Origin of the sequence: Agathobacter rectalis ATCC 33656, from assembly GCF_000020605.1 — a bacterium.
GTDB classification, from domain to species: Bacteria; Bacillota; Clostridia; order Lachnospirales; family Lachnospiraceae; genus Roseburia; species Roseburia rectalis.
Genome location: NC_012781.1, coordinates 1,635,659 through 1,657,977, shown reverse-complemented (window position 1 = coordinate 1,657,977; position 22,319 = coordinate 1,635,659). Strand labels below are relative to the sequence as shown.

The 22,319-nt window shown below is 41.9% G+C and carries 23 protein-coding genes; 21 read left to right on the top strand and 2 right to left on the bottom strand.

The window, feature by feature from the left end:
* Positions 1-33 precede the first annotated feature (33 nt).
* From EUBREC_RS07980 to EUBREC_RS07910, 15 genes are all read left to right on the top strand, one after another.
* A complete protein-coding gene (locus EUBREC_RS07980; protein WP_012742620.1) occupies positions 34-801 on the top strand; it encodes a FliA/WhiG family RNA polymerase sigma factor in 768 nt (255 codons plus the stop codon).
* A 16-nt stretch (positions 802-817) separates the two neighbouring features.
* Entirely contained in the window at positions 818-1,642 is an 825-nt protein-coding gene (locus tag EUBREC_RS07975; RefSeq protein ID WP_012742619.1) for a DUF6115 domain-containing protein, read from the top strand.
* 1 nt (position 1,643) lies between these two features.
* Positions 1,644-2,207: a hypothetical protein gene (locus EUBREC_RS07970; protein ID WP_012742618.1), complete on the top strand. Its 564-nt coding sequence runs from the start codon at positions 1,644-1,646 to the stop codon at positions 2,205-2,207.
* Between the two features lie 160 nt (positions 2,208-2,367).
* Positions 2,368-3,102, top strand: a complete 735-nt coding sequence (gene rpsB / locus EUBREC_RS07965) for a 30S ribosomal protein S2 (protein ID WP_015516402.1) — start codon at positions 2,368-2,370, stop codon at positions 3,100-3,102.
* Between the two features lie 27 nt (positions 3,103-3,129).
* Complete coding sequence (tsf, locus tag EUBREC_RS07960; RefSeq protein WP_012742616.1) at positions 3,130-4,215, top strand: translation elongation factor Ts; 1,086 nt, start codon at positions 3,130-3,132, stop codon at positions 4,213-4,215.
* Positions 4,216-4,359: 144 nt separating this feature from the next.
* Positions 4,360-5,316, top strand: coding sequence for a polysaccharide deacetylase family protein (locus tag EUBREC_RS07955; protein WP_012742615.1), 957 nt, complete (start codon positions 4,360-4,362; stop codon positions 5,314-5,316).
* 23 nt (positions 5,317-5,339) lie between these two features.
* Complete coding sequence (locus EUBREC_RS07950) at positions 5,340-6,143, top strand: polymer-forming cytoskeletal protein (protein WP_015569294.1); 804 nt, start codon at positions 5,340-5,342, stop codon at positions 6,141-6,143.
* Between the two features lie 2 nt (positions 6,144-6,145).
* Entirely contained in the window at positions 6,146-6,841 is a 696-nt protein-coding gene (gene pyrH, locus EUBREC_RS07945) for a UMP kinase (RefSeq protein ID WP_012742613.1), read from the top strand.
* A 33-nt stretch (positions 6,842-6,874) separates the two neighbouring features.
* Complete coding sequence (gene frr / locus EUBREC_RS07940) at positions 6,875-7,429, top strand: ribosome recycling factor (protein ID WP_012742612.1); 555 nt, start codon at positions 6,875-6,877, stop codon at positions 7,427-7,429.
* 155 nt (positions 7,430-7,584) lie between these two features.
* The gene (locus EUBREC_RS07935) at positions 7,585-8,310 is read left to right on the top strand and encodes an isoprenyl transferase (protein ID WP_012742611.1); all 726 of its coding nucleotides are present in this window, start codon (positions 7,585-7,587) and stop codon (positions 8,308-8,310) included.
* Positions 8,310-9,113, top strand: coding sequence for a phosphatidate cytidylyltransferase (locus tag EUBREC_RS07930; protein WP_012742610.1), 804 nt, complete (start codon positions 8,310-8,312; stop codon positions 9,111-9,113). The genes EUBREC_RS07935 and EUBREC_RS07930 overlap by 1 nt, the downstream gene beginning before the upstream one ends.
* Before the next feature lie 84 nt (positions 9,114-9,197).
* Entirely contained in the window at positions 9,198-10,340 is a 1,143-nt protein-coding gene (dxr, locus tag EUBREC_RS07925) for a 1-deoxy-D-xylulose-5-phosphate reductoisomerase (protein WP_012742609.1), read from the top strand.
* 11 nt (positions 10,341-10,351) lie between these two features.
* A complete protein-coding gene (gene rseP, locus EUBREC_RS07920) occupies positions 10,352-11,389 on the top strand; it encodes an RIP metalloprotease RseP (protein WP_041254573.1) in 1,038 nt (345 codons plus the stop codon).
* 26 nt (positions 11,390-11,415) lie between these two features.
* Positions 11,416-12,462: a flavodoxin-dependent (E)-4-hydroxy-3-methylbut-2-enyl-diphosphate synthase gene (gene ispG, locus EUBREC_RS07915; RefSeq protein ID WP_012742607.1), complete on the top strand. Its 1,047-nt coding sequence runs from the start codon at positions 11,416-11,418 to the stop codon at positions 12,460-12,462.
* A gap of 2 nt (positions 12,463-12,464) precedes the next feature.
* The gene (locus tag EUBREC_RS07910) at positions 12,465-16,997 is read left to right on the top strand and encodes a PolC-type DNA polymerase III (protein ID WP_012742606.1); all 4,533 of its coding nucleotides are present in this window, start codon (positions 12,465-12,467) and stop codon (positions 16,995-16,997) included.
* 134 nt (positions 16,998-17,131) lie between these two features.
* Here the strand turns inward: EUBREC_RS07910 and EUBREC_RS07905 are convergent, their stop codons facing one another.
* Positions 17,132-17,710: a xanthine phosphoribosyltransferase gene (locus EUBREC_RS07905; RefSeq protein ID WP_012742605.1), complete on the bottom strand. Its 579-nt coding sequence runs from the start codon at positions 17,708-17,710 to the stop codon at positions 17,132-17,134.
* 41 nt (positions 17,711-17,751) lie between these two features.
* Positions 17,752-18,243, bottom strand: coding sequence for a hypothetical protein (locus EUBREC_RS07900; protein WP_012742604.1), 492 nt, complete (start codon positions 18,241-18,243; stop codon positions 17,752-17,754).
* 46 nt (positions 18,244-18,289) lie between these two features.
* Here EUBREC_RS07900 and rlmH point away from each other — a divergent pair, with 46 nt between their 5' ends.
* From rlmH to ybeY, 6 genes are all read left to right on the top strand, one after another.
* The gene (gene rlmH, locus EUBREC_RS07895) at positions 18,290-18,769 is read left to right on the top strand and encodes a 23S rRNA (pseudouridine(1915)-N(3))-methyltransferase RlmH (RefSeq protein WP_012742603.1); all 480 of its coding nucleotides are present in this window, start codon (positions 18,290-18,292) and stop codon (positions 18,767-18,769) included.
* A 37-nt stretch (positions 18,770-18,806) separates the two neighbouring features.
* Positions 18,807-19,067, top strand: a complete 261-nt coding sequence (locus tag EUBREC_RS07890; RefSeq protein ID WP_012742602.1) for a YabP/YqfC family sporulation protein — start codon at positions 18,807-18,809, stop codon at positions 19,065-19,067.
* A complete protein-coding gene (locus tag EUBREC_RS07885) occupies positions 19,057-19,584 on the top strand; it encodes a sporulation protein YqfD (RefSeq protein ID WP_012742601.1) in 528 nt (175 codons plus the stop codon). Before EUBREC_RS07890 ends, EUBREC_RS07885 begins: the two co-directional genes overlap by 11 nt.
* 64 nt (positions 19,585-19,648) lie before the next feature.
* Positions 19,649-20,644 (top strand): PhoH family protein, encoded by a 996-nt coding sequence (locus tag EUBREC_RS07880; protein WP_012742600.1) that lies wholly within the window; start codon positions 19,649-19,651, stop codon positions 20,642-20,644.
* Complete coding sequence (locus tag EUBREC_RS07875) at positions 20,641-21,801, top strand: hypothetical protein (RefSeq protein WP_041254047.1); 1,161 nt, start codon at positions 20,641-20,643, stop codon at positions 21,799-21,801. Before EUBREC_RS07880 ends, EUBREC_RS07875 begins: the two co-directional genes overlap by 4 nt.
* Positions 21,798-22,295 carry an rRNA maturation RNase YbeY gene (gene ybeY / locus EUBREC_RS07870; protein WP_012742598.1) on the top strand — a complete coding sequence of 166 codons (498 nt, stop codon included), beginning with the start codon at positions 21,798-21,800 and terminating at the stop codon, positions 22,293-22,295. Before EUBREC_RS07875 ends, ybeY begins: the two co-directional genes overlap by 4 nt.
* Positions 22,296-22,319 lie beyond the last annotated feature (24 nt).

The window sequence follows — 22,319 nt, the reverse complement described above, 5'->3', positions numbered from 1 at the left end:
TGCAGAATAATATACTGGTAAACAGGGGGCATAATGAAAGCTATAGAAAAGGAAAAGCTGTGGGAGGAATATCAAAAGAATCCCACTCCCAAGCTACGGGAACAGCTCATAATAGAATATGCACAGCTGGTCAGGCTTGTGGCAGGACGCCTCAGCATGTATCTTGGGCATAATGTGGAATATGATGACCTGGTAAGCTATGGGATATTTGGCCTCATTGATGCCATAGACAAGTTTAATCTTGAAAAAAATGTCAAGTTTGAGACATATGCAAGCCTTAGAATCCGTGGAGCCATACTTGATCAGATCAGGAAAATGGACTGGATTCCAAGAACAGTCAGACAAAGGCAAAGGAAAATAGACGAGGCAATAAAGAACATTGAACTTCGTACCGGCAAAACAGCAAATGACGCAGACCTCGCAAAGGAGCTTTCTATCTCGGAGGATGAGCTTTGCAGCTGGCAGTCGCAGCTTAAAGTAACAAATGTTGTATCTCTCGATGAATTTGATGAGTCAGGACCTGAGCCTGTCATGGATGCTGCACATAATTCACATTATGCACAGCCGGAGGAGATTGTTACACAGGAAGAGCTGAAAACAATGCTTGTTAAGTCGCTTGACAATCTGACCGAGAAGGAGCGCAGGGTTATCGAATTATATTATTATGAGGATCTTACCCTTAAAGAAATAAGCAATATCCTAGAGGTTTCAGAATCAAGAGTATCACAGCTTCACACAAAGGGACTGATTAAAATGCGTAAGGTCATGGGCCCTTATATGAATATACTTACAAACGCATAAGAGGGCAGAGGTTTATATGACAACATTAGAAATAACTCTCATCATCATAGGTGTTGTTTTCCTTATAGGAAGCTTTATGGTAAATGACAAGCTTTCACATAAGGATTTGGATAAAATAGCCGATATGAGTGCTGAGGAACTAAAAATAATAACTGAAAAAGAAGTGACTGCCGCCAAAAAGGACTTAAGCGATGCCTTGGACGAGGAAATAACACAAAAGCAGGATGAGACAAAGCGAAGTCTTGAAAAGGAAGCAAATTCCAAAATAATGGCGATAAATGAATATTCTGATACAGTGCTTGATTCGATAAACAAGGCACATAATGAAATAATGTTTTTATACAGTATGCTAAATGACAAGCATGATGAGCTTACACGGCTTTCAGGCGATATAGATAAAGCATCATCAAGACTCAGAAGCTCCTTCGAGCCTCTTTCTGCAGACTCTGCAAAGAGGGCTGAAAAACCGTCTGTGGCCGTGCAAAAGCCGGCAGAACCTAAGTCTGGCACAATGCAGCAGGATACAAAGCCTGACATGAAGCAGATGACAGGTATAGATATTTCAGGTATCACTAAAACACAGCCTGCTTCAGCAGCCCCTGCGTCAAAGGCAGGTGCAACAGCTACAACAGGTACAGCGGCATCTGTATCGGTCAAGGCATCAGATGCTGCTTTTGGTACGCCAGCAGGCAGCAGCGCAAATGCTGATGTAATAAATCACACACATGAAATCCTTAAGCTTTATAAATCGGGCAAGAGCAATGTAGAGATAGCAAAGCTTTTGTCTCTTGGTACCGGCGAGGTAAAGCTTATAATAGATTTATATAAAGAGGGCAAATAAAGTGAGATTAAAATACTATTTGCGTGGACTTGGATTAGGCATTATTTTTGCGGTAATCATTATGATGATTGGTTTTCACGGCAATAAGCAGTCCATGTCTGATACAGAAATAATAGAAAAAGCCAAAACACTTGGTATGGTTGAAGCAAAAAATATTTCCGGGACAGTCGCAGACGAATATAATAGTGAAAAAACTGGCTCATCTGCTGCAAACTCAGATGATTCTTCCCAAAAAGCCGAAACTGAACAGGATAGTCAGATGCAGGACAGCCAAACAGCACAGGAAGATACACAGCAGGAAGACACACAGCCGGCAGCGGATGCAAAGCAGGAGACTGTAGAGCCACAGGATGCTGTTACAACATACACAATTTCAGTAACAAGTCAGGATACATGTCGCACCATTGCAGAAAAGCTTAAAGCTCTCAATCTGGTGGATGATGCTGAACAATTTCGTATATATATGGGACAAAAGGGGGCTGATCATTTTATAGCAGATGGTGAGCACGTTATCCCACAGGGAGCATCCTATGATGATATAATCACTATTCTGACACAGAAATAAATTTTTTTACTGCATATAAGCCTTTGGTATGTTATAATTCCAAAGGCTTAAATACTATAAAGCACGTGTGCGGATGATCGCCGGTGCCGGATAACGCTTACCGGTGGCTGATCTAATTGGAAACACACGGAAGATTAATAACCAAACGGAGGTAAATAAAATGAGCGTAATTTCAATGAAACAGTTACTCGAGGCAGGTGTTCATTTTGGACATCAGACAAGAAGATGGAACCCTAAAATGGCTCCTTACATCTACACAGAGCGTAATGGTATCTACATCATCGACTTACAGAAGTCTGTAGGAAAGGTTGATGAGGCATATGATGCCGTATCTGATATCGCTGCTCAGGGTGGTACAATCCTTTTCGTAGGTACAAAGAAGCAGGCTCAGGATGCAATCAAGACTGAGGCAGAGCGTTGCGGTATGTACTATGTAAACGAGAGATGGTTAGGTGGAATGCTTACAAACTTCCGCACAATCGAGAGCCGTATTGCAAGACTTAAAGCTATCGAGACAATGTCAGAGGATGGCACATTCGATGTTCTTCCTAAGAAGGAAGTTATCGCACTCAAGAAGGAGTGGGAGAAGCTCGAGAAGAACCTTGGTGGAATCAAGGATATGAAGAGAATTCCTGATGCAATATTTGTAGTAGATCCTAAGAAGGAGCGTATCTGTATCAAAGAGGCTCAGGCACTTGGAATCACTCTTATAGGTATTGCTGATACAAACTGCGATCCTGACGAGTTAGATTATGTTATCCCAGGAAACGATGATGCTATCAGAGCTGTCAAATTAATCGTATCTAAGATGGCAGACGCTGTTATCGAGGCAAAGCAGGGAGCTGAGGAAGAGGTTACTGCTGAGGAAGCTTCTGACGAGACAGTTGAGGAATAAAACAGATTAATATCGGAGGATAATCAAATGGCTATTACAGCAGGTATGGTAAAAGAACTGCGTGAAATGACAGGCGCAGGTATGATGGACTGCAAAAAGGCTTTAACTGAGACAAACGGTGATATGGATGCCGCTGTTGAGGTATTAAGAAAAAGCGGTGCAGCTAAGATGGAAAAGAAGCAGAGCAGAATTGCCGCTGAGGGAATCGCACGTGTTGCTGTAAACGGAAACGTTGCAGTTGTAGCAGAGGTTAACTCTGAGACAGATTTCGTTGCAAAGAACGAGACATTCCAGGAGTTTGTTCAGACTGTAGCAGATACAGCACTTGCTTCTGACTTAAATGGTGGTGCAAATGGAGAGGATATCGACGCTCTTCTTGCTACAAACGGACTTAGCGAGCTTCTTGTAGAGAAGACAGCTACAATCGGAGAGAAGTTATCTGTTCGCAGATTTGCAAAGGTTACAGGTGATATTGTTACTTCTTATATCCATGGTGGTGGAAGAATCGGTGTTATCATTGCAGCAAATGGTGCAACAGACGATGCAGCTAAAGGAGCAATTACAAATATTGCTATGCAGGTTGCAGCTATGAACCCACAGTACATCAGCAGAAACGATATCTCTGATGAAGAGCTTGCAAAGCTTAGAGAGATTACAGTTGACAGTGCATTAAATGATGCTACAACACTTCCAAAGCCTATTCTTAATAAGTTAATTGACAAGGCTATTAATGAGAAGCTTTGGAGCGATGATGATATCAACAACTTCAACGAGCACAAGAACAACATGAACTATGTATGGAACTTCTTATCAGATGCTGCTAAGGCAAAGCTTGGTGAGCTTGCAATGGCAGACAAGGAGTCTATCGTAGCTGAGAAGATGTTCAATGGTTTAGTTGAGGGTCGTGTATCTAAGCAGTTAAAAGAGATTTGTCTCCTTGACCAGACATATGTTAAGGCAGAGGATGGAAAGCAGTCAGTTGCAAAATATCTTGAGTCAGTTTCTAAGGATCTTACAATCACCGAGATGGTTCGTTTCGAGGTAGGTGAGGGTATGGAGAAGAAGCAGGAAGATTTTGCTGCTGAGGTTGCTGCCCAGATGGCTGGAGTCTAAACTGTATCTTTATACTGATTAAACGAATGCTGTTCCGCAAAAGTTTAACTTTTAAACTTTTGCGGAATTTTTTTATCTTTACAAGATATAAAAATATGGTAAAATAGTAAGAGGAAACAAAACCAATCATAACGGGGGACGCATATGGACTCAAAGGATAATGAATTAGCCAGACAGCAGCAGGAGCGTCGCAAACGTGTGAGCCGGATTAAGACAGGTATTATTATGACTATAGCAATATGGATAGCAATATCTATACTTGCCATAGTTGTACTGGGCATCATGGTTGTCAAACTGAATTCGAGAATATACAAGCTTGAGCTTCAGTTAAATACAGCTATATCAAGCACAGTTACCGGTACTGAGTCTGATGATGGTGACATCGCTTCTGATGAAGAAAGCTCTGGCGCAAAAACTCAGGCTGTCGTGAAACAGCTTGAGTCAAAAGACAATGTGTATCATGATGGGGATACAAGAAAGGTATATCTTACCTTTGATTGTATTCCCGGTGATAACACCGGTGCCATTTTAGATGCCCTTGCCAACTGTGGTGTCAAGGCTACCTTCTTTGTCACAGCAGATACCTCCGGTAAATATGATGATGTTTATAAGCGCATAGTGCAGGACGGACACACTATTGCGATGGCTTCCTACAGTAATTCATACAGTAAAATTTATGAATCAACAGAGGCATTTACCGATGACCTGACACAGATTTCCGATTATATCACCAATCTGACTGGAATAGCACCGGATATTTATCGTTTTCCCGGTGGCAGCATGAACCAGATTAGTAATGTAGACATGGTTGAGCTTGTAAAGATACTCAATTCAAAGCATATCACATACTTTGACTGGAATGTCAATTCTGGTGATACGGCCGACAATTGCAGTGTCGATGATATTGTCAATAATGTCACCTCAGGTATTGCCAAATATGACAATTCAGTTGTGTTATTACATGATGATTCAAACAGATCAACCACGGCAGAGGCTATTGAGCCGCTTGTTGAAAGTATAAAAGCGCAGGGTGCCGAAATATTGCCGATTGATAATAATACATATAAAGTTCAATATATCAAATCAGATACTGTTGGATAAGATAATAAATGGAGGAAATATTCATGGGATTATTCAAAGAATTTAAGGATGATTTTTCTCAGGCTGTAAACGAGCTTGTACCCGGAGATGTACCTGAGAAAGAAGTAGAGCCAAAGGCTCAGACAGCTGACAATCTTGTAGTTGATACTATAGGAGAGAATGTTGACGTTGCATCAGAGCTTTCAAAGCTCGACGGATTACTTGAGCATGTCGAGGAGCAGCCACAGGAGACAACTGTACCAAGACCAACTCCAAGTGAAAATTTTGCAGAGCATACAATCAATACACAAAAAGAGGAGCAGATACCACAAATGAATGATATACCACAGCCAGTAAATACACAGCCAGTAAACAATAACGTTTTATCAGGAGATGTACAGGACGAAACATCAGTCATCACAGCAAGTACTGTACTCACAGGAGATTTACAGTCATCAGGATCATTTGATATTCAGGGAACCATCAACGGAAATGTAATGTGTAACGGCAAGATTGTTGTTACAGGAACAGTCAACGGCAACACAAATTCATCAGAGTTTTTCGCTGATGTAGCTAAGGTTGAGGGTGAAATTGTTTCAACAGGAACTGTAAAGATAGGTGCAGGATCTGTTATCATCGGCAATATCTCAGCATCTTCAGCAGTTATCGCAGGAGCTGTAAAGGGCGATATAGATGTTCAGGGACCTGTTGTAGTAGATACTTCTGCAGTTATCATGGGTAATATCAAGTCACGTTCAGTACAGATTAACAACGGTGCCGTTATCGAGGGCTTCTGTTCTCAGACATACGCTGATATCGATGTTCAGGGACTTTTCGAGGGTAAATAAATATGAGTAGAATATTACTAAAATTAAGTGGTGAAGCACTTGCAGGTGATAAGCACCACGGCTTTGATGAGGCTACAGTCATTGAGGTTGCAAAACAGGTTAAACAGATTGTTGATAATGGTACACAGGTAGGTATTGTTATCGGTGGTGGAAACTTCTGGAGAGGCAGAACGAGTGAGACCATCGACCGCACAAAGGCTGACCAGATTGGTATGCTCGCTACAGTTATGAACTGCATTTATGTATCTGAGATTTTCAGATATGTCGGAATGAAGACAGCTGTTCTTACTCCGTTTGAGTGCGGCAACATGACAAAGCTTTTCTCTAAGGACAGAGCAAACAAGTATTTCGCACATGATATGGTTGTTTTCTTTGCAGGTGGTACAGGTCATCCTTATTTCTCAACAGATACAGCCACGGTGCTTCGTGCAATTGAGATTGAGGCAGATGGTATTTACCTTGCCAAAGCAATTGACGGAGTATATGACAGTGATCCAAAGACCAATCCTGCTGCAAAGAAGTATGATGAGCTTTCAATCGAAGAGGTTGTTGAGAAGAAGCTCGCAGTAGTTGACCTCACAGCGTCTATCATGTGCCTTGAGAACAAGATGCCTATGTATGTATTCGGACTCAATGAGGAAAACAGCATTGTAAATGCTCTTACAGGCAAATTTAACGGTACAAAGGTTACTGTATAGTAAATTGCATATAATGCATATCAGGAGGATAATATGGATTCAAGATTAAACCCTTTCCAGGATAAAATGGAAAAAACATTAAATAATCTCGAGGAAGAGTATGCAGGCATCCGTGCAGGAAGAGCCAATCCACATATTCTTGACAAGCTTCGTGTAGATTATTACGGCACACCTTCACCAATTCAGAGTGTAGCCAATGTAAGTGTTCCAGAGCCTAGAATGATTCAGATTCAGCCATGGGAGGCTTCTATGGTTAAGGAGATTGAGAAAGCAATAAACTGCTCTGACATCGGAATTAATCCTACAAACGACGGAAAGCTTATCAGACTTGTTTTCCCTGAGCTTACAGAGGAGAGACGTAAAGATCTTGCAAAGGACATCAAGAAAAAAGGCGAGGAAGCTAAGGTTGCTGTCCGCAATATCAGAAGGGATGCAATCGACAGCATCAAGAAGACCGGCAAAGAGGAAGGCATTTCAGAGGATGAGATTAAAGGCCTCGAGGATGACGCTCAAAAGCTTACCGACAAGTTTGTCGCAAAGGTTGACGCTGCGGTTGACGCAAAATGTAAAGAGATACTTACTGTATAGTATTTATATCACGTATACAAACAAGGGACATGTTATTCGTGTCCCTTATTTGCTTATTCCCGGTTTTACTGTTCACACTTAACTGTGTGACCAGCAAATAAATGATGCGTCATGATTGTAAATATATAATATGCATAAATGAAAGGAAATAAAATATGAGTACTCCGGAACATATAGCAATCATTCTGGACGGAAACGGCCGCTGGGCCAAAAGTAAGGGTATGCCAAGAAACTACGGTCATACAGTAGGAGCCAAAAATGTTGAGAATATATGTAAGGCTGCAAACGACCTCGGCGTTAAATATCTGACACTTTACGCCTTTTCCACTGAAAACTGGAACCGCCCTGAGTCTGAAGTCGCTGCACTAATGAAGCTTCTTGAAAGCTATCTTAAAAACTGCATAAAGACTGCCAATAAAAACAATATGCGTGTGCGCGTAATTGGTGAGATAAGCAGGCTTTCAGAGAATTTTCAGGAGAAAATAAGAAACCTTGAAGAAGTTTCATCAGTAAATACAGGTCTTAACCTGACAATTGCAATTAATTACGGAAGTAGAGATGAGATGATACGTGCTGTAAAGCATATGATAGCTGACCATGATGATGGAAAGCTTTCAGCTGACGATATAGATGCAGATACCTTCTCATCATATCTTGACACAAGAGAGCTTCCGGATCCTGATTTACTCATCCGCACAAGTGGTGAGCAGCGCCTGTCAAACTACCTGCTCTGGCAGCTTGCATACGCTGAGTTTTATTTTACAGATGTTCCGTGGCCTGCATTTGATAAAAATGAACTCAAAAAGGCTATAGATGCATATAATAAAAGAGACCGTCGCTTTGGTGGATTAAAAGAAACGAACGACACGGAGGATAAATAATGTTTAAGACAAGACTGCTTAGTGGTATAGTTCTTGTAATTGCCGCTATATTTCTTATAGTAACAGGAAACGAGGTGCTTCTTTTTTCAACACTTCTGATTTCGTGTATAGGTATGTTTGAGCTTTTCAGGGTGTTTAAATTTGAAAAATCGCTCTTATCGGTTGTACCGTATATTGCTTTGATTTTATTTTACATCAACTTAAGGTGGAGCTTCATACCTGATGTAATGATGCTTTTCATGGGCTTTCTTATTGTACTGATGTTCGTGTATGTGCTGTCATACCCGAAATATGATGCAAAGCAGCTCATGGCAGCCTTTTTTGGTATGTTTTATGTAGGAACAATGCTTTCATATGTCTACCAGATACGTACACTCAACAACGGACTTTACCTTGCCTTCTTGGTATTTTTATGCTCTTGGGGCTGTGATACATGTGCCTACTGCGTCGGAGTGCTGATTGGAAAGCACAAAATGGCACCAAAGCTTTCACCAAAGAAGTCTATAGAGGGTGCAGTAGGTGGTGTACTCGGCAGTGCGCTTCTTACAGCATTATACTGCTTTATATTCAGAAATCATATGAATATAGACGGCACAGAGATTGCTATACTTGCTGTTATAGCTGCTGTTGCAGGCCTTATTTCAATGGTTGGAGATTTGTGTGCATCAGCCATAAAGCGTAATTATGATATCAAGGATTACGGACATCTGATACCCGGACATGGTGGTATTTTAGACCGCTTTGACAGCATGATTATCACAGCACCAATCATTTATTATCTGGCTAGCTTCTTTTTAAGTTAAAAAGTAACATTTAAGAACCATTGAAACAAAAAGCTAAGGTAACTATTCAGAACCACTGAGAAAAATATAAATCGAGGAATTATCATGAAAAAAATATCAATACTTGGTTCAACCGGCTCTATCGGAACACAGACACTTGATGTGATAAGAGAGCATGGCGATATGCAGGTTGTGGCACTTTCCTGTGGCAGAAATCTCTCCCTTATAGAGAAACAGGCAAGGGAATTTAAGCCACAGTTTGTCAGTGTAAGTGATGAAAACGATGCCAAAAAGCTTCGCACAAGCCTTGCGGATACTGATATCGAAGTAGGCTATGGCATGGACGGTCTCATTAGATGTGCCACCATTGAGCCTTGCGATATAGTTGTAACTGCAATTGTCGGTATGCTTGGCATTCGTCCTACAATTGCCGCCATCAAAGCAAAAAAGACCATCGCACTCGCAAATAAGGAGACCCTCGTTACAGCGGGCCATATCATTATCCCGCTTGCGAAAGAGTATGGTGTGTCCATTCTTCCGGTGGACAGTGAGCACAGTGCCATCTTCCAGTCACTGCAGGGAAATTCTATGAATCCGATTAAAAAAATTCTTCTGACAGCATCCGGAGGTCCGTTCAGAGGCAGAAAGCTCTCTGAGCTTGAAGGTATAAGGGTGGAGGACGCGCTAAAGCATCCTAACTGGTCAATGGGTCAAAAAATCACTATTGATTCATCAACCATGGTCAATAAGGGGCTTGAGGTAATTGAGGCAAAATGGCTTTTTGATGTCGATTTGTCGCAGATTCAGGTTGTAGTGCATCCTCAGAGTGTCATTCACTCGGCTGTTGAGTATGCGGATGGAGCAGTTATAGCACAGCTTGGTACTCCTGATATGCGTATACCTATACAGTATGCACTGTATTATCCAAGCAGACCTGCGCTTTCCGGTGACAGGCTTGATCTCTTTAAGCTTAAGGATCTGACCTTTGAGGCACCGGATCTTGATACCTTTAAAGGGCTTGCTCTCGCCATGAAGGCTGCAAGGGCAGGAGGTAATATTCCTACGGCCTTCAATGCTGCAAACGAGAGAGCAGTGGCGCTGTTTTTGAATAAAAAAATTAAATATCTGGAAATAATCGATATAATCGAGGCATGTATGGAGAATGCATCATTTATTGAAAATCCTTCAGTGGATGAGATACTTGATACAGAGCAGTGCGCATATGACTATATCAGTAAAAGGTGGTAATTTTGAACATTATTAGTATTATTATTGCAATCATATTATTCAGCATCATAGTAATTTTTCACGAGCTCGGACATTTCTGGCTTGCTAAAGCAAATGGCATAAAGGTCAATGAATTTTGTCTTGGACTTGGACCGACTCTTTTTGGAGTGCAGCGTGGAGAGACCAAATACTCCATAAAGCTGCTTCCGTTTGGCGGAGCCTGTATCATGGAGGGTGAGGATGAAAGCTCAGGTGATGACAGGGCGTTCAACAACAAATCCGTGTGGGCGCGCATAAGCGTTGTTTTCGCAGGGCCGTTTTTTAATTTTATCATGGCATTTATTTTTGCTCTCATTATCATCTGCTCTGTAGGCTATGACAGTCCAAAGCTTGCAGGTGTTATTGAGGGTTATGCGGCTGAGGAGGCCGGTATCAAGGCCGGTGATGAGATTGTAAAGCTGAACAATACGAATATACACTTTTACCGCGAGATAAGCCTCTACTCGATGCTTCACGAAGGTGAAACAGTTGATGTGACCTACCTTAGGGATGGCAAAAAGCATACCACCACATTGAAGCCTAAATATGACGAGACAACAAAGAGGTATCTGTACGGCTTTAACGTGTCGGGAAAGCGTACAAAGCCCGGCTTTGGAAAGGCGCTGCTTTATAGCTGCTACGAGGTGAAATACAACATCTATACAACAATAGAGGGGCTTAAAATGCTCTGTACAGGGGCTGCATCTGTAAATAACTTAAGCGGACCCGTAGGCATTGTAAAGAACATGGGAGACACCTATGAGCAGGCAGTTTCTATGTCCGGAGTATGGCTTGGCATACTAAATATGCTAAACTGGGGCGTGCTGATTTCTGCAAACCTCGGTGTGATGAACCTGCTGCCACTGCCGGCACTTGATGGTGGCAGACTTGTATTTTTGATAGTTGAAGCCATAAGAAGAAAGAGAGTAGACCCTGAGAAGGAGGGCTATGTGCATCTCGTTGGCATAGTGCTTTTACTTCTTCTGATGGTTGTTGTCATGTTCAATGATATCAGAAATCTAATAGTCTGATTTTATAACAGATTGGAGATATACACATGGAGACAAAAATAGTAAAAATCGGAAATAAAGTAATCGGTGGAGGAAACCCGATTCTCATACAGTCAATGACAAATACAAAGACTGAGAATGTAGCTGACACAGTTGCGCAGATAAACGCGCTGACAGACTTAGGCTGTGATATAATCCGATGTGCTGTGCCTACGATGGAGGCTGCAAGGGCACTTAAGGAGATTAAGAAACAAATCAGCATACCGCTTGTTGCGGATATACACTTTGATTACAAGCTTGCAATAGCTGCGATTGAAAACGGAGCCGACAAAATCCGAATCAATCCCGGCAACATAGGAAGCGCTGAAAGGGTAAAGGCTGTCGTGGATGTAGCAAAGGAGAGAAATATTCCTATCCGCGTCGGTGTAAACAGTGGCTCTCTTGAAAAAGACCTGGTAGAGAAATATCATGGTGTGACAGCAGAGGGGCTTGTGGAGAGTGCTCTGGACAAGGTAAAGCTCATAGAGGATATGGGGTATGACAATCTTGTCATAAGCATCAAATCATCAGATGTCATGATGTGTGTTAAAGCACATGAGCTTATTTCAGATAAAACCAATCATCCGCTCCATGTGGGTATCACAGAGGCAGGCACAATAATAAGCGGCAATATAAAGTCTGCTATCGGACTCGGACTGATACTAAGCCAGGGCATAGGTGATACAATACGTGTGTCTCTCACAGGAAGTCCTCTCGAGGAAATCAAGTCTGCCAAGCTCATTTTAAGAACTCTGGGGCTTAGAAAGGGTGGCATAGAGGTTGTTTCATGTCCTACCTGCGGCCGCACACAGATAGATCTTATCGGGCTTGCAAATCAGGTGGAGACAATGGTTTCAGGATATGACCTTGACATAAAGGTTGCTGTCATGGGCTGTGTGGTAAACGGACCGGGTGAAGCAAAGGAAGCAGATCTTGGCGTGGCCGGAGGAATCGGCGAGGGTCTTATCATAAAACACGGTGAGGTATTTAAAAAGGTGCCTGAGAGCGAGCTTTTGGGTGCATTGAAATATGAGCTTGACCATTGGGGTGAATAATTTTGACAAAGACATTTAAGGAAGTTTTCCCTACACTTAAGCTGGACAAGGATATGGAGAATCTGCTGGAGAATGCTGATGTCACCAGAATTTCCGTAAACCATGCAAGAGATTTTTACAAAATATATGTAAAAGCAAAACGCCTTATTTTCAAAAAAAATATCTGGAAGCTAGAAGAAAGCATAAAAAAACAGATATTTAAAAGTAAAGATATTACAGTAAAAATTATAGAGTCTTACGAGTTGTCTTCGCAGTACACACCGAAGACTCTTTTTGATGTCTATTTTGACAGTATTCTTGACGAAATAAACAGTCACAGTGTACTTTTGTACAATCTGCTGCGAACCTCAAAGTGGAGCTTTACCGACGATACACATGTCACAGTCACACTTGAGGAGACAATAATCGCAAAGACCAGAGGCAATACGGTCATAGAATTTCTTGAGAAGGTGTTCTGCGAGCGCTGTGGGATGGATTTTATCGTTAATCTGCAGTACGAAAAACCAAAAATCAGCAAATACCGTCAGAATGCTGACAAGCAGATTGAGCAGGAGGTTCAAAATATTGTCGCCCGCACTAAATTTGCCATGGCAAAAGATGTCGGTGATGAAGATGCTAAAGTGGCTGTTGATGACGGTGCAATGTTTGTAGGAGGCAGTGAAAATACATCTGATACAAAAAAGAGTGGCACATCAGATTTCCCTAAAGCTTCAAATAAGAAGAATGAAGCAAAGACAGGCCCTGATAAAAAGCCTGAGAAGAAATTTGAAAAGAAATTTGAGCGCAAGGGAGATTTCAGACGTAAATATGACAATGACCCTGATATCGTGTACGGAAGAAGCTTTGATGATGAGGAGATGGCTATTGAAAAGATTGACGGTCCTATCGGTGAGGTTACAATAAAGGGCAAGATCCTTACGGTTGAATCCCGCGAAATCAGAAACGAAAAGACCATCATTATGTTTGCGGTCACTGATTTCACAGACACCATCATGCTCAAGCTCTTTGCCAGAAATGATGACGTAGCAGATATTCTTGCATATATTGCCCCGGGCAACTTTGTTAAGGCAAAGGGAGTTGTGACTGTAGATAAATATGACAGTGATTTGTCAATAAGTTCAATAGTCGGGCTTAAAAAAATACCTGACTTTACCTCAAAGAGGGAGGATACTGCTGCTGAAAAACGTGTTGAGCTTCACTGTCACACCAAGATGAGTGACATGGATGGCGTGTCTGACGTAAAGGATATTGTGAAGTGTGCCATGCGCTGGGGACACAAGGCCATTGCTATTACGGACCACGGTGATGTGCAGGCATTCCCTGACGCTAACCATACTGTGGATGACAAATTCAAGGTCATTTACGGTGTGGAAGCATATCTGGTCGATGATACAAAGGATATTGTGGAGAATGCAGCCGGTCAGTCGCTGGATGACAAGTACGTGGTATTTGATATAGAGACAACAGGCTTTTCTCCGGAAAAGAATAAAATCATAGAAATAGGTGCGGTGAAGGTCATCGGTGGCGAGATTGTAGACCGCTATTCCACATTTATAAACCCTGAGGTACCTATTCCGTTCAGGATTGAGGAGCTCACCTCGATAAGGGATGACATGGTTATCACATCGCCAACAGTGGATGTCATACTGCCACAGTTTATGGAGTTTTGCAAGGACTGTATCATGGTCGCTCACAACGCTGACTTTGATATGAGCTTTATAAAGCGAAACTGCGCGCTACTTGGCATGGAGTGTAATCCTACTATAGTGGACACGGTGGCTCTTGCGAGAGTACTTCTGCCACAGCTAAACAGATTTAAGCTGGATACAGTGGCCAAGGCTCTAAACATCTCGCTTGACCATCATCACAGAGCGGTGGATGATGCCGCATGTACTGCAGAGATATTTGTCAAATTCATAGAAAAGCTAAAGGACAGGGGCATATCAAGCTTAGATGAGGTAAATGCCCTGGCAAAATCATCTGTTGAGATGATAAGGAAGATGCCTACATACCATGCCATCATTCTTGCAACCTGTGACCAGGGGCGTACCAATCTCTACAGGCTTATCTCGCTGTCACACATCAAGTATTATAATAAGAGACCGAGAATACCAAAATCAGAGTTTAACAAGTATCGTGATGGGCTTTTAATAGGCTCAGCCTGTGAGGCAGGAGAGCTTTACAGGGCTATTTTAAACGGAAGACCACAGGAGGAAATCACAAGACTTGTGAATTTCTATGATTACCTGGAGATACAGCCTCTTGGCAACAACGCATTTATGATACGTGACGAGGATTCCGATATTGCTTCAAACGATGACCTTATTGATATAAATAAGCGAATCGTAAAGCTTGGAGAGGAATTTGGAAAGCTGGTTGTTGCAACCTGTGACGTACATTTCTTAAATCCCGAGGACGAGATATACCGTCGTATTATCATGGCCGGTAAGGGCTTTAAGGATGCAGATGAGCAGGCTCCGCTTTACTTAAGGACCACAGAGGAAATGCTAAAGGAGTTTGAATATCTCGGAAGCAAAAAGGCTGAGGAGGTAGTCATCACCAATACCAATAAGATAGCAGACATGTGTGAGCGTATCTCACCGGTCAGACCTGATAAATGTCCGCCGGTTATCGAAAACTCTGACGGCATGCTTCGTGAAATCTGCTATAACAAGGCAAACAGGATGTACGGAGATCCGCTGCCGCCGATAGTTAAGGAGCGTCTTGACAGAGAGCTCAACTCTATTATTTCAAACGGCTATGCCGTAATGTACATCATCGCACAGAAGCTTGTGTGGAAATCAAATGAGGACGGCTACCTGGTTGGCTCGCGAGGCTCCGTAGGAAGCTCATTTGTCGCAACCATGTCAGGTATCACAGAGGTTAATCCGCTGCATGCTCACTATTTGTGTACACACTGCAAATACAGTGATTTTGATTCACCAGAGGTACAGGCATTTTCAGGCCGTGGTGGCTGTGATATGCCGGATAAGCTCTGTCCAAAGTGCGGCAGACCTTTAAGTAAGGAGGGCTTTGATATTCCGTTTGAGACCTTCCTCGGTTTCAAGGGAAACAAGGAGCCGGATATCGATCTGAACTTCTCCGGTGAGTACCAGTCAAAGGCACACAAATATACCGAGGTTATTTTCGGAGAGGGCCAGACCTTTAAAGCCGGAACCATAGGTACACTTGCTGACAAAACCGCATTTGGATACATTAAAAACTATTATGAGGAGCGCGGTGTCAGAAAGCGAAACTGCGAGATAGACAGGATAGTGCAGGGCTGCGTTGGTGTTCGACGTACTACGGGACAGCATCCGGGTGGTATAGTCGTGCTGCCGATGGGTGAGGAGATTAATACCTTTACTCCTGTACAGCATCCTGCGAATGATATGACCGTTGACATCACGACAACGCATTTTGACTACCATTCAATCGACCACAACCTGTTAAAGCTCGATATACTTGGACACGATGATCCTACCATGATTCGTATGCTGCAGGATCTGACAGGTGTTGACCCGACAAAGATTCCGCTTGACGACAAAGCTGTCATGTCACTGTTTCAGAACACCTCCGCTTTGGGCATAGAGCCTGAGGATATCGATGGATGTCCGCTTGGAGCTTTAGGTATACCGGAGTTTGGTACCGATTTTGCCATGGGCATGCTCCTTGATACAAAGCCAAAGGAGTTTTCTGACCTCATTCGTATCGCCGGATTATCACACGGTACCGACGTATGGCTTGGCAATGCACAGACTCTTATCGAGGAAGGCACAGCTACCATTTCAACCTGTATCTGTACCAGAGATGATATTATGACATATCTGATTTCCATGGGACTTGAATCTGAGGAAGCCTTCAACATCATGGAGAAAGTTCGAAAGGGCATTATTGCCAAGGGCAAATGCCCTCAGTGGCCACAGTGGAAGGAGGATATGAAAGCACACGGTGTGCCTGACTGGTATATCTGGTCATGCGAGAAAATCAAGTACATGTTCCCTAAGGCCCATGCTGCGGCATACGTTATGATGGCATGGAGAATCGCATACTGTAAGGTTTTCTATCCGCTTGCATACTACGCAGCATACTTTTCAATCCGTGCCACAGGCTTTTCATATGAGCTTATGTGTCAGGGAAAGGACCGACTCGAAAACTACATGAAGGACTATAAGAAAAGAAAAGACACGCTGTCAAACAAGGAGCAGGATGTATTTAAGGACATGCGTATCGTACAGGAGATGTATGCCAGAGGCTTTGATTTCATGCCTCTTGATATATACAGGGCTCACCCTAACCGTTTCCAGATAATTGACGGTAAGCTCATGCCGGCCATAAACAGCATTGACGGACTGGGCGACAATGCCGCTATTTATATTTCGGAAGCGGCAAAAGACGGACCATTCCTCTCAAAGGATGATTTCAGGGAGAGAACTCATGTATCGCGAACAGCCGTAGACCTCATGTCAGATTTGGGACTGCTTGGTTCACTGCCGGAGTCAAACCAGCTTTCACTTTTCGATTTCGGAGCATAATCCGGCAGTTTAGCATAAAACATATACTTTAACAATAATAAAAATCCACTACTCATTGACAGACTCATAAATCTGTAAATAGAGTAGTGGATTTTGCGTATAATATGTATTGATCTTAAATATTAAATCTTATTTTAATTTTCTTCAATAAAATCTATCTGATACTCATCCATGTACTTGATACGTGCAAGTGAGTAAACCTCATAGCCCTGCTCGTTGATTTTTCTTCTGCCAGGCTGGAATGACTTCTCAATAAGGATTCCTATACCGGCAACTGTAGCGTGAGCCATACGAAGAAGTCTGATGGCACCTGTAGCAGCCTCTCCGTCAGCCATGAAATCATCAATCAAAAGAATATTGTCATCCTCTGAGATAACATCGCGTGAGAGTGTAAGCTCATAGCTCTTCTCTGTTGTAAATGAAGTAACCTGTGTCTGATATAAATCATTATGTAATGTCTTTGAAGGCTGCTTCTTTAAAATAACAAGCGGTACATTCATCTTGGCTGCTGCCATAAGTGCAGGAGCAATTCCTGAGCTCTCTATTGTGACAACCTTTGTGATTCCCTTATCGGCAAAGTGATTTGCGAAATCCTCACCGATGTGCTCCATAAGCACCGGATCTACCTGATGGTTGATAAATTTGTTGACCTTTAAGATGTTTGTGCCAATAACCTGGCCATCCTTGAGAATTCGATCTTGCAGTTCTTTCATTTTGTTCACCTCATAAAAAATAAATTGTTATTATTATAGCACTATTCTTCGACAATATCACTATAAATTTTAGAATAAATTTCTTCAACCATATGATCGAGGAAGCTTTCCTCAAGCAGGCTGTATTTTTCAGTAATGACTGATGTGATAAGCTCAGCTCTTTTGTAGTATAAATCACCTGAGCAGGCATCTCCTTTTTCACCAGATGACGCTAAAGTCATAAGCTCGTCCCTATGAGTGACGGTCACGTATTCCATGATTTCCTCTTCGAGGGAATTATTCCGGTCAATTTTTTTTGAAATGTCCCTAAGCTCCATAAATGACTTAATTCCTATGATAAAAAATATCAAGAAAACAAGCCCCATTACGATAGAAACCATGAGCTTGTTTACCGAGTCTAAAGCGGCAAGCTTTATAACTCCTGTATCAAGCAGCACAATAGCAATAAGCCCTATCGCACCGACTCCGGTGAAGCACTGTCCGGTTGCTTTTGTATCCTCGTATCGTTTTTGTTCATCAACGTATATTTTCATACGGCCTCCATATTGTTTAATTATAGTTATATGTTATAATGAAACGATGAAAATTACAATATTATGTGTAGGAAAAGTTAAAGAAAAATTTTACAGAGATGCGATTGCTGAGTACTCAAAGCGCCTAAGCCGTTACTGTAAGCTTGAAATTACTGAGGTTTCCGATGAAAAGACAAGCGAACAGGCCACACAGACAGAGATAGACATCGTAAAAAATAAAGAAGGTGAGAGGCTTCTTAAAAATATAAAAGACGATGCATATGTATTTTGTCTGGCAATAGATGGAAAACAGCTTGATTCGGTTGAGCTGTCACAGAAGATGGATAAGCTTATGACGGGCGGCAAAAGTCATCTTGTTTTTGTAATAGGAGGCTCTCTAGGGCTGTCCGATGATGTATTAAAGTGCGCTGATTATAAGCTTTCATTTTCTAAAATGACATTCCCCCATCAGCTCATGCGCGTAATTTTACTGGAGCAGATTTACAGGTCGTTTCGCATCAGCAATAATGAGCCGTACCACAAATAACCGGCATAATTCAGCCTAAATAAACATATGTTAATATATGAAGATGCAAAAAGTAACTGATTCGTTCGAGCTTCCAAAGGACATAGTGCTAGGGCTTCCAATTGTAACAGCATATGGTTATAATGAGTTGACTATAGAAAACCATAAGGGTATTCTGTCATTTTCGGACAAGGCCGTAACTGTAAGGGCAGCAGACAGTACCATAAAAATATCCGGCAGCCGCCTTGAAATCAAGGAATTTACAAAGGATTTAATAATAATAGCCGGTCATTTAAAGGGTGTTATATATGAGTATTAAAGCTTATGCAACAGTAAGGCTAACAGGCTGCAATATCAGGCGCTTCATAAATCTGTGCACGGCAAACCATATAAAAATATGGAACCTTAAATATGTAAGTCCAAAGGAATATAAGGCCTGCTGCAGTACAGAAGATATTTTTCTAATGAAGCCGCACCTGAAAAAGACGCATACAAGGCTTCTCGTGGTAAAAAGACAGGGATACTTTGCAATAAGAGCATTTCTATATAAAATACGTATTATTACGGCTGCAATTACCGGCGTTTTTTGTATACATGCACTCATCTGCACAAGAATCTGGCACATTGTGCCTGAAGGAAACCGTTTCACGTATGATGAGTCGGTCATCTCCTTTATGGAGAGTGAAAATGTAACAATAGGCAGCCACAAGAGAGCAGATTACAGCCTCCTTGAAAAGAAGCTTGAGGAAAAATATCCCGATATCACGTGGTGCAGTATATACATAGAAAAAAATACCATGAAAATTGATATATCAGAGGGAATAAATTATAGGTAAATTATGACAAATTTTATTTTTATGTTATAATGAAAAATATTTTGATTGAAAGGCACATGAGCTAATGAGTTTAAATGAAGTATCTATAAAAATACCGGGCGAATATATTCCAAACGTCTTTGGACAGTTTGATGCATTCGCCAAGAAAATAGAGCGCACACTGCAAGTAACGCTTGTCTTAAGAGATGATTCCTTAAAGATTATCGGAGCGCAGGGGAATATTGAAGGGGCAAAAGAGGTGTTCGAGCAGCTCATTGCGCTGGCTGAGAGAGGCAACGTCATTACAGAGCAGAACGTAAACTATGCACTTGCACTTTTAGAGGAGCATAGAGGCAGTGAGATTGTTGAGATTGACAAGGATATCATTTGTCACACAATAAATGGCAAGCCTGTAAAGCCAAAAACCATAGGCCAGAAGGAATATGTCGATGCAATCAGGAAAAAGATGATTGTGTTTGGCATGGGTCCTGCCGGAACAGGAAAGACCTATCTTGCCATGGCAATGGCTATAACAGCTTTTAAAAATGAGCAGGTGGGCCGTATTATTCTGACACGTCCTGCGATTGAAGCAGGCGAGAAGCTTGGCTTTCTGCCGGGAGATCTGCAGAGCAAGATTGACCCATATTTGAGACCGTTGTACGATGCTCTTTATCAGATAATGGGAGCTGAGAGCTTCCAGCGCAACATGGAAAAGGGCCTTATTGAGGTGGCTCCTCTTGCGTACATGAGAGGCCGTACACTTGACAATGCATTTATCATACTTGATGAGGCACAGAATACAACTCCTGCACAGATGAAGATGTTTCTTACACGAATCGGCTTTGGCTCAAAGGTTGTCGTGACAGGTGATGCGACACAAAAGGATCTTGCACCGGGTGCAAAATCAGGGCTTGATGTGGCACTTAGGGTGCTAAAAAACATAGATGATATAGGCATATGCAATCTGACAAGCAAGGATGTCGTGCGTCATCCGCTTGTACAAAAAATTGTTCAGGCATATGATGATTATGAAAATAAGCAGACTGCAAAGACTGCAAGAAAGCAGAGGAAGAGCAATTGAGAAGGGTTGTATCACTAATATCAATTTTTATATCAATCTTAGCTCTTTCATTTGTGCTGTGTCTGCTTGGTGATGTATATCCGGATGAGTGGATATGCATGGGTTTTTTAGATATCATATTTTATATGCTGCTTTTATTTGAGCTTGAGTACGAGCGGAACACACTGCAGCTGTCGAACAACTCAAGAACTGATTATCTTAGGTTTACGTTTGCGTTTATCATTTGCTCTATAGTGTGTATCATAAGCGGTTTTATGCCACTGTACAGCAGGCCGGTGATGATTTTTCCTATATTGCTTTGTCTGATTGGCAATGAGTTTCTGGCATTTATAAGCGGTACTTATTTTTGTATATTGCTTTCAATCACTGTATCCGGCGACTGCTTTGAGCTCGTATGTGAGCTGCTTCTTGTAATCACAGGTGCTATCCTTGCAAAGATGCTAAAGGAGGACAAGCTTCAGATATGTATATATCTGATCATAATCAGTATGAGCATTGTGACACCGGGCATATTCTATTATATGTCAACAAAGGAGTTTTCTGTTTCCGTTATTATTGCCGGAGCTGTAAGCGGCATGATTGTTTCGCTTATCGGCATCATTTGTGCCAGGGTATTTAAGCCACTTAGCGCTGATGAAACAAATGACAGGCTTATAGAAATAATAGAGGAGGATTTTCCTGCTGTAAAGCAGCTTAAAAAGCACAATTTCTCTGAATACAATCATGGCAATTTCGTATCGACGATTGCCATAAAGGCTGCAAAGGCTGCAGGACTGGACACAGCGCTATGTGCAGCAGGAGGCTTTTATTACCGCATAGGGCAGTGGCAGAGGCATAAAAGCGTCATGGAAGGAGTGGAACAGGCATTAGCCATGCATTTTCCTGAAAAGCTGACCAATATACTCTATGAGTACTATGGCAAGTTAAGACACCCACAGACCCCTGAATCCGCACTCATCCATATGGTCGATGCTTTAATAGTAAGGCTTGATCATATCAAAAACGATGTGGCAGACAGTGAATGGAATCACGAGATACTTATTATCCAGACATTAAATGAGCTGTCAAGCTCAGGAATGTATGATGAATCAGGGCTTTCCATGAATCACTTTTTAAAAATACGAGACTATCTTACAAAGGAGGAGTTGCTTAAATGAGTTTTTTTATCGAAAAAGAAGTAGAATGCAATTTTAATTTTGATTATGAAAAGGTCGCAGAAGCTGTTGTTTCTGCTTCACTTGAGCACGAGAACTTTCCGTATGAGGCGGAGGTTAATTTGACACTGACAGACAATGAAGGGATACATGCCATCAATAAGGAGTACAGACAGATAGACAGGCCTACAGATGTACTGTCTTTTCCGATGCTTTCATATGAAACACCCGGAGATTTTTCTTTTCTTTCAGACGAGAATGAGGATGATTTCAATCCTGATACAGGAGAGGTCATGCTAGGCGACATAATCATATCCGTTGACAAGGTAAAGGAGCAGGCCGTAGAATATGGACACAGCGAAAAAAGAGAGTTTGCCTTTCTGATTACACACAGCATGCTTCATCTGTTCGGATATGACCACATGGAGGCTGATGAGGCTGCCGTAATGGAAGAGCACCAGAGAAAAATACTTGACGCTTTAGGTATAACACGCTAATATTTAAGCTGGTTATCAATTGAA

Coding starts and splice junctions, on each gene's coding strand:
- EUBREC_RS07980 (WP_012742620.1), top strand. CDS start 34: ATGAAAGCTATAGAAAAGGAAAAGCTGTGGGAGGAATATCAAAAGAAT.
- EUBREC_RS07975 (WP_012742619.1), top strand. CDS start 818: ATGACAACATTAGAAATAACTCTCATCATCATAGGTGTTGTTTTCCTT.
- rpsB (WP_015516402.1), top strand. CDS start 2,368: ATGAGCGTAATTTCAATGAAACAGTTACTCGAGGCAGGTGTTCATTTT.
- tsf (WP_012742616.1), top strand. CDS start 3,130: ATGGCTATTACAGCAGGTATGGTAAAAGAACTGCGTGAAATGACAGGC.
- EUBREC_RS07955 (WP_012742615.1), top strand. CDS start 4,360: ATGGACTCAAAGGATAATGAATTAGCCAGACAGCAGCAGGAGCGTCGC.
- EUBREC_RS07950 (WP_015569294.1), top strand. CDS start 5,340: ATGGGATTATTCAAAGAATTTAAGGATGATTTTTCTCAGGCTGTAAAC.
- pyrH (WP_012742613.1), top strand. CDS start 6,146: ATGAGTAGAATATTACTAAAATTAAGTGGTGAAGCACTTGCAGGTGAT.
- frr (WP_012742612.1), top strand. CDS start 6,875: ATGGATTCAAGATTAAACCCTTTCCAGGATAAAATGGAAAAAACATTA.
- EUBREC_RS07935 (WP_012742611.1), top strand. CDS start 7,585: ATGAGTACTCCGGAACATATAGCAATCATTCTGGACGGAAACGGCCGC.
- EUBREC_RS07930 (WP_012742610.1), top strand. CDS start 8,310: ATGTTTAAGACAAGACTGCTTAGTGGTATAGTTCTTGTAATTGCCGCT.
- dxr (WP_012742609.1), top strand. CDS start 9,198: ATGAAAAAAATATCAATACTTGGTTCAACCGGCTCTATCGGAACACAG.
- ispG (WP_012742607.1), top strand. CDS start 11,416: ATGGAGACAAAAATAGTAAAAATCGGAAATAAAGTAATCGGTGGAGGA.
- EUBREC_RS07905 (WP_012742605.1), bottom strand. CDS start 17,710: ATGAAAGAACTGCAAGATCGAATTCTCAAGGATGGCCAGGTTATTGGC.
- EUBREC_RS07900 (WP_012742604.1), bottom strand. CDS start 18,243: ATGAAAATATACGTTGATGAACAAAAACGATACGAGGATACAAAAGCA.
- rlmH (WP_012742603.1), top strand. CDS start 18,290: ATGAAAATTACAATATTATGTGTAGGAAAAGTTAAAGAAAAATTTTAC.
- EUBREC_RS07890 (WP_012742602.1), top strand. CDS start 18,807: ATGAAGATGCAAAAAGTAACTGATTCGTTCGAGCTTCCAAAGGACATA.
- EUBREC_RS07885 (WP_012742601.1), top strand. CDS start 19,057: ATGAGTATTAAAGCTTATGCAACAGTAAGGCTAACAGGCTGCAATATC.
- EUBREC_RS07880 (WP_012742600.1), top strand. CDS start 19,649: ATGAGTTTAAATGAAGTATCTATAAAAATACCGGGCGAATATATTCCA.
- ybeY (WP_012742598.1), top strand. CDS start 21,798: ATGAGTTTTTTTATCGAAAAAGAAGTAGAATGCAATTTTAATTTTGAT.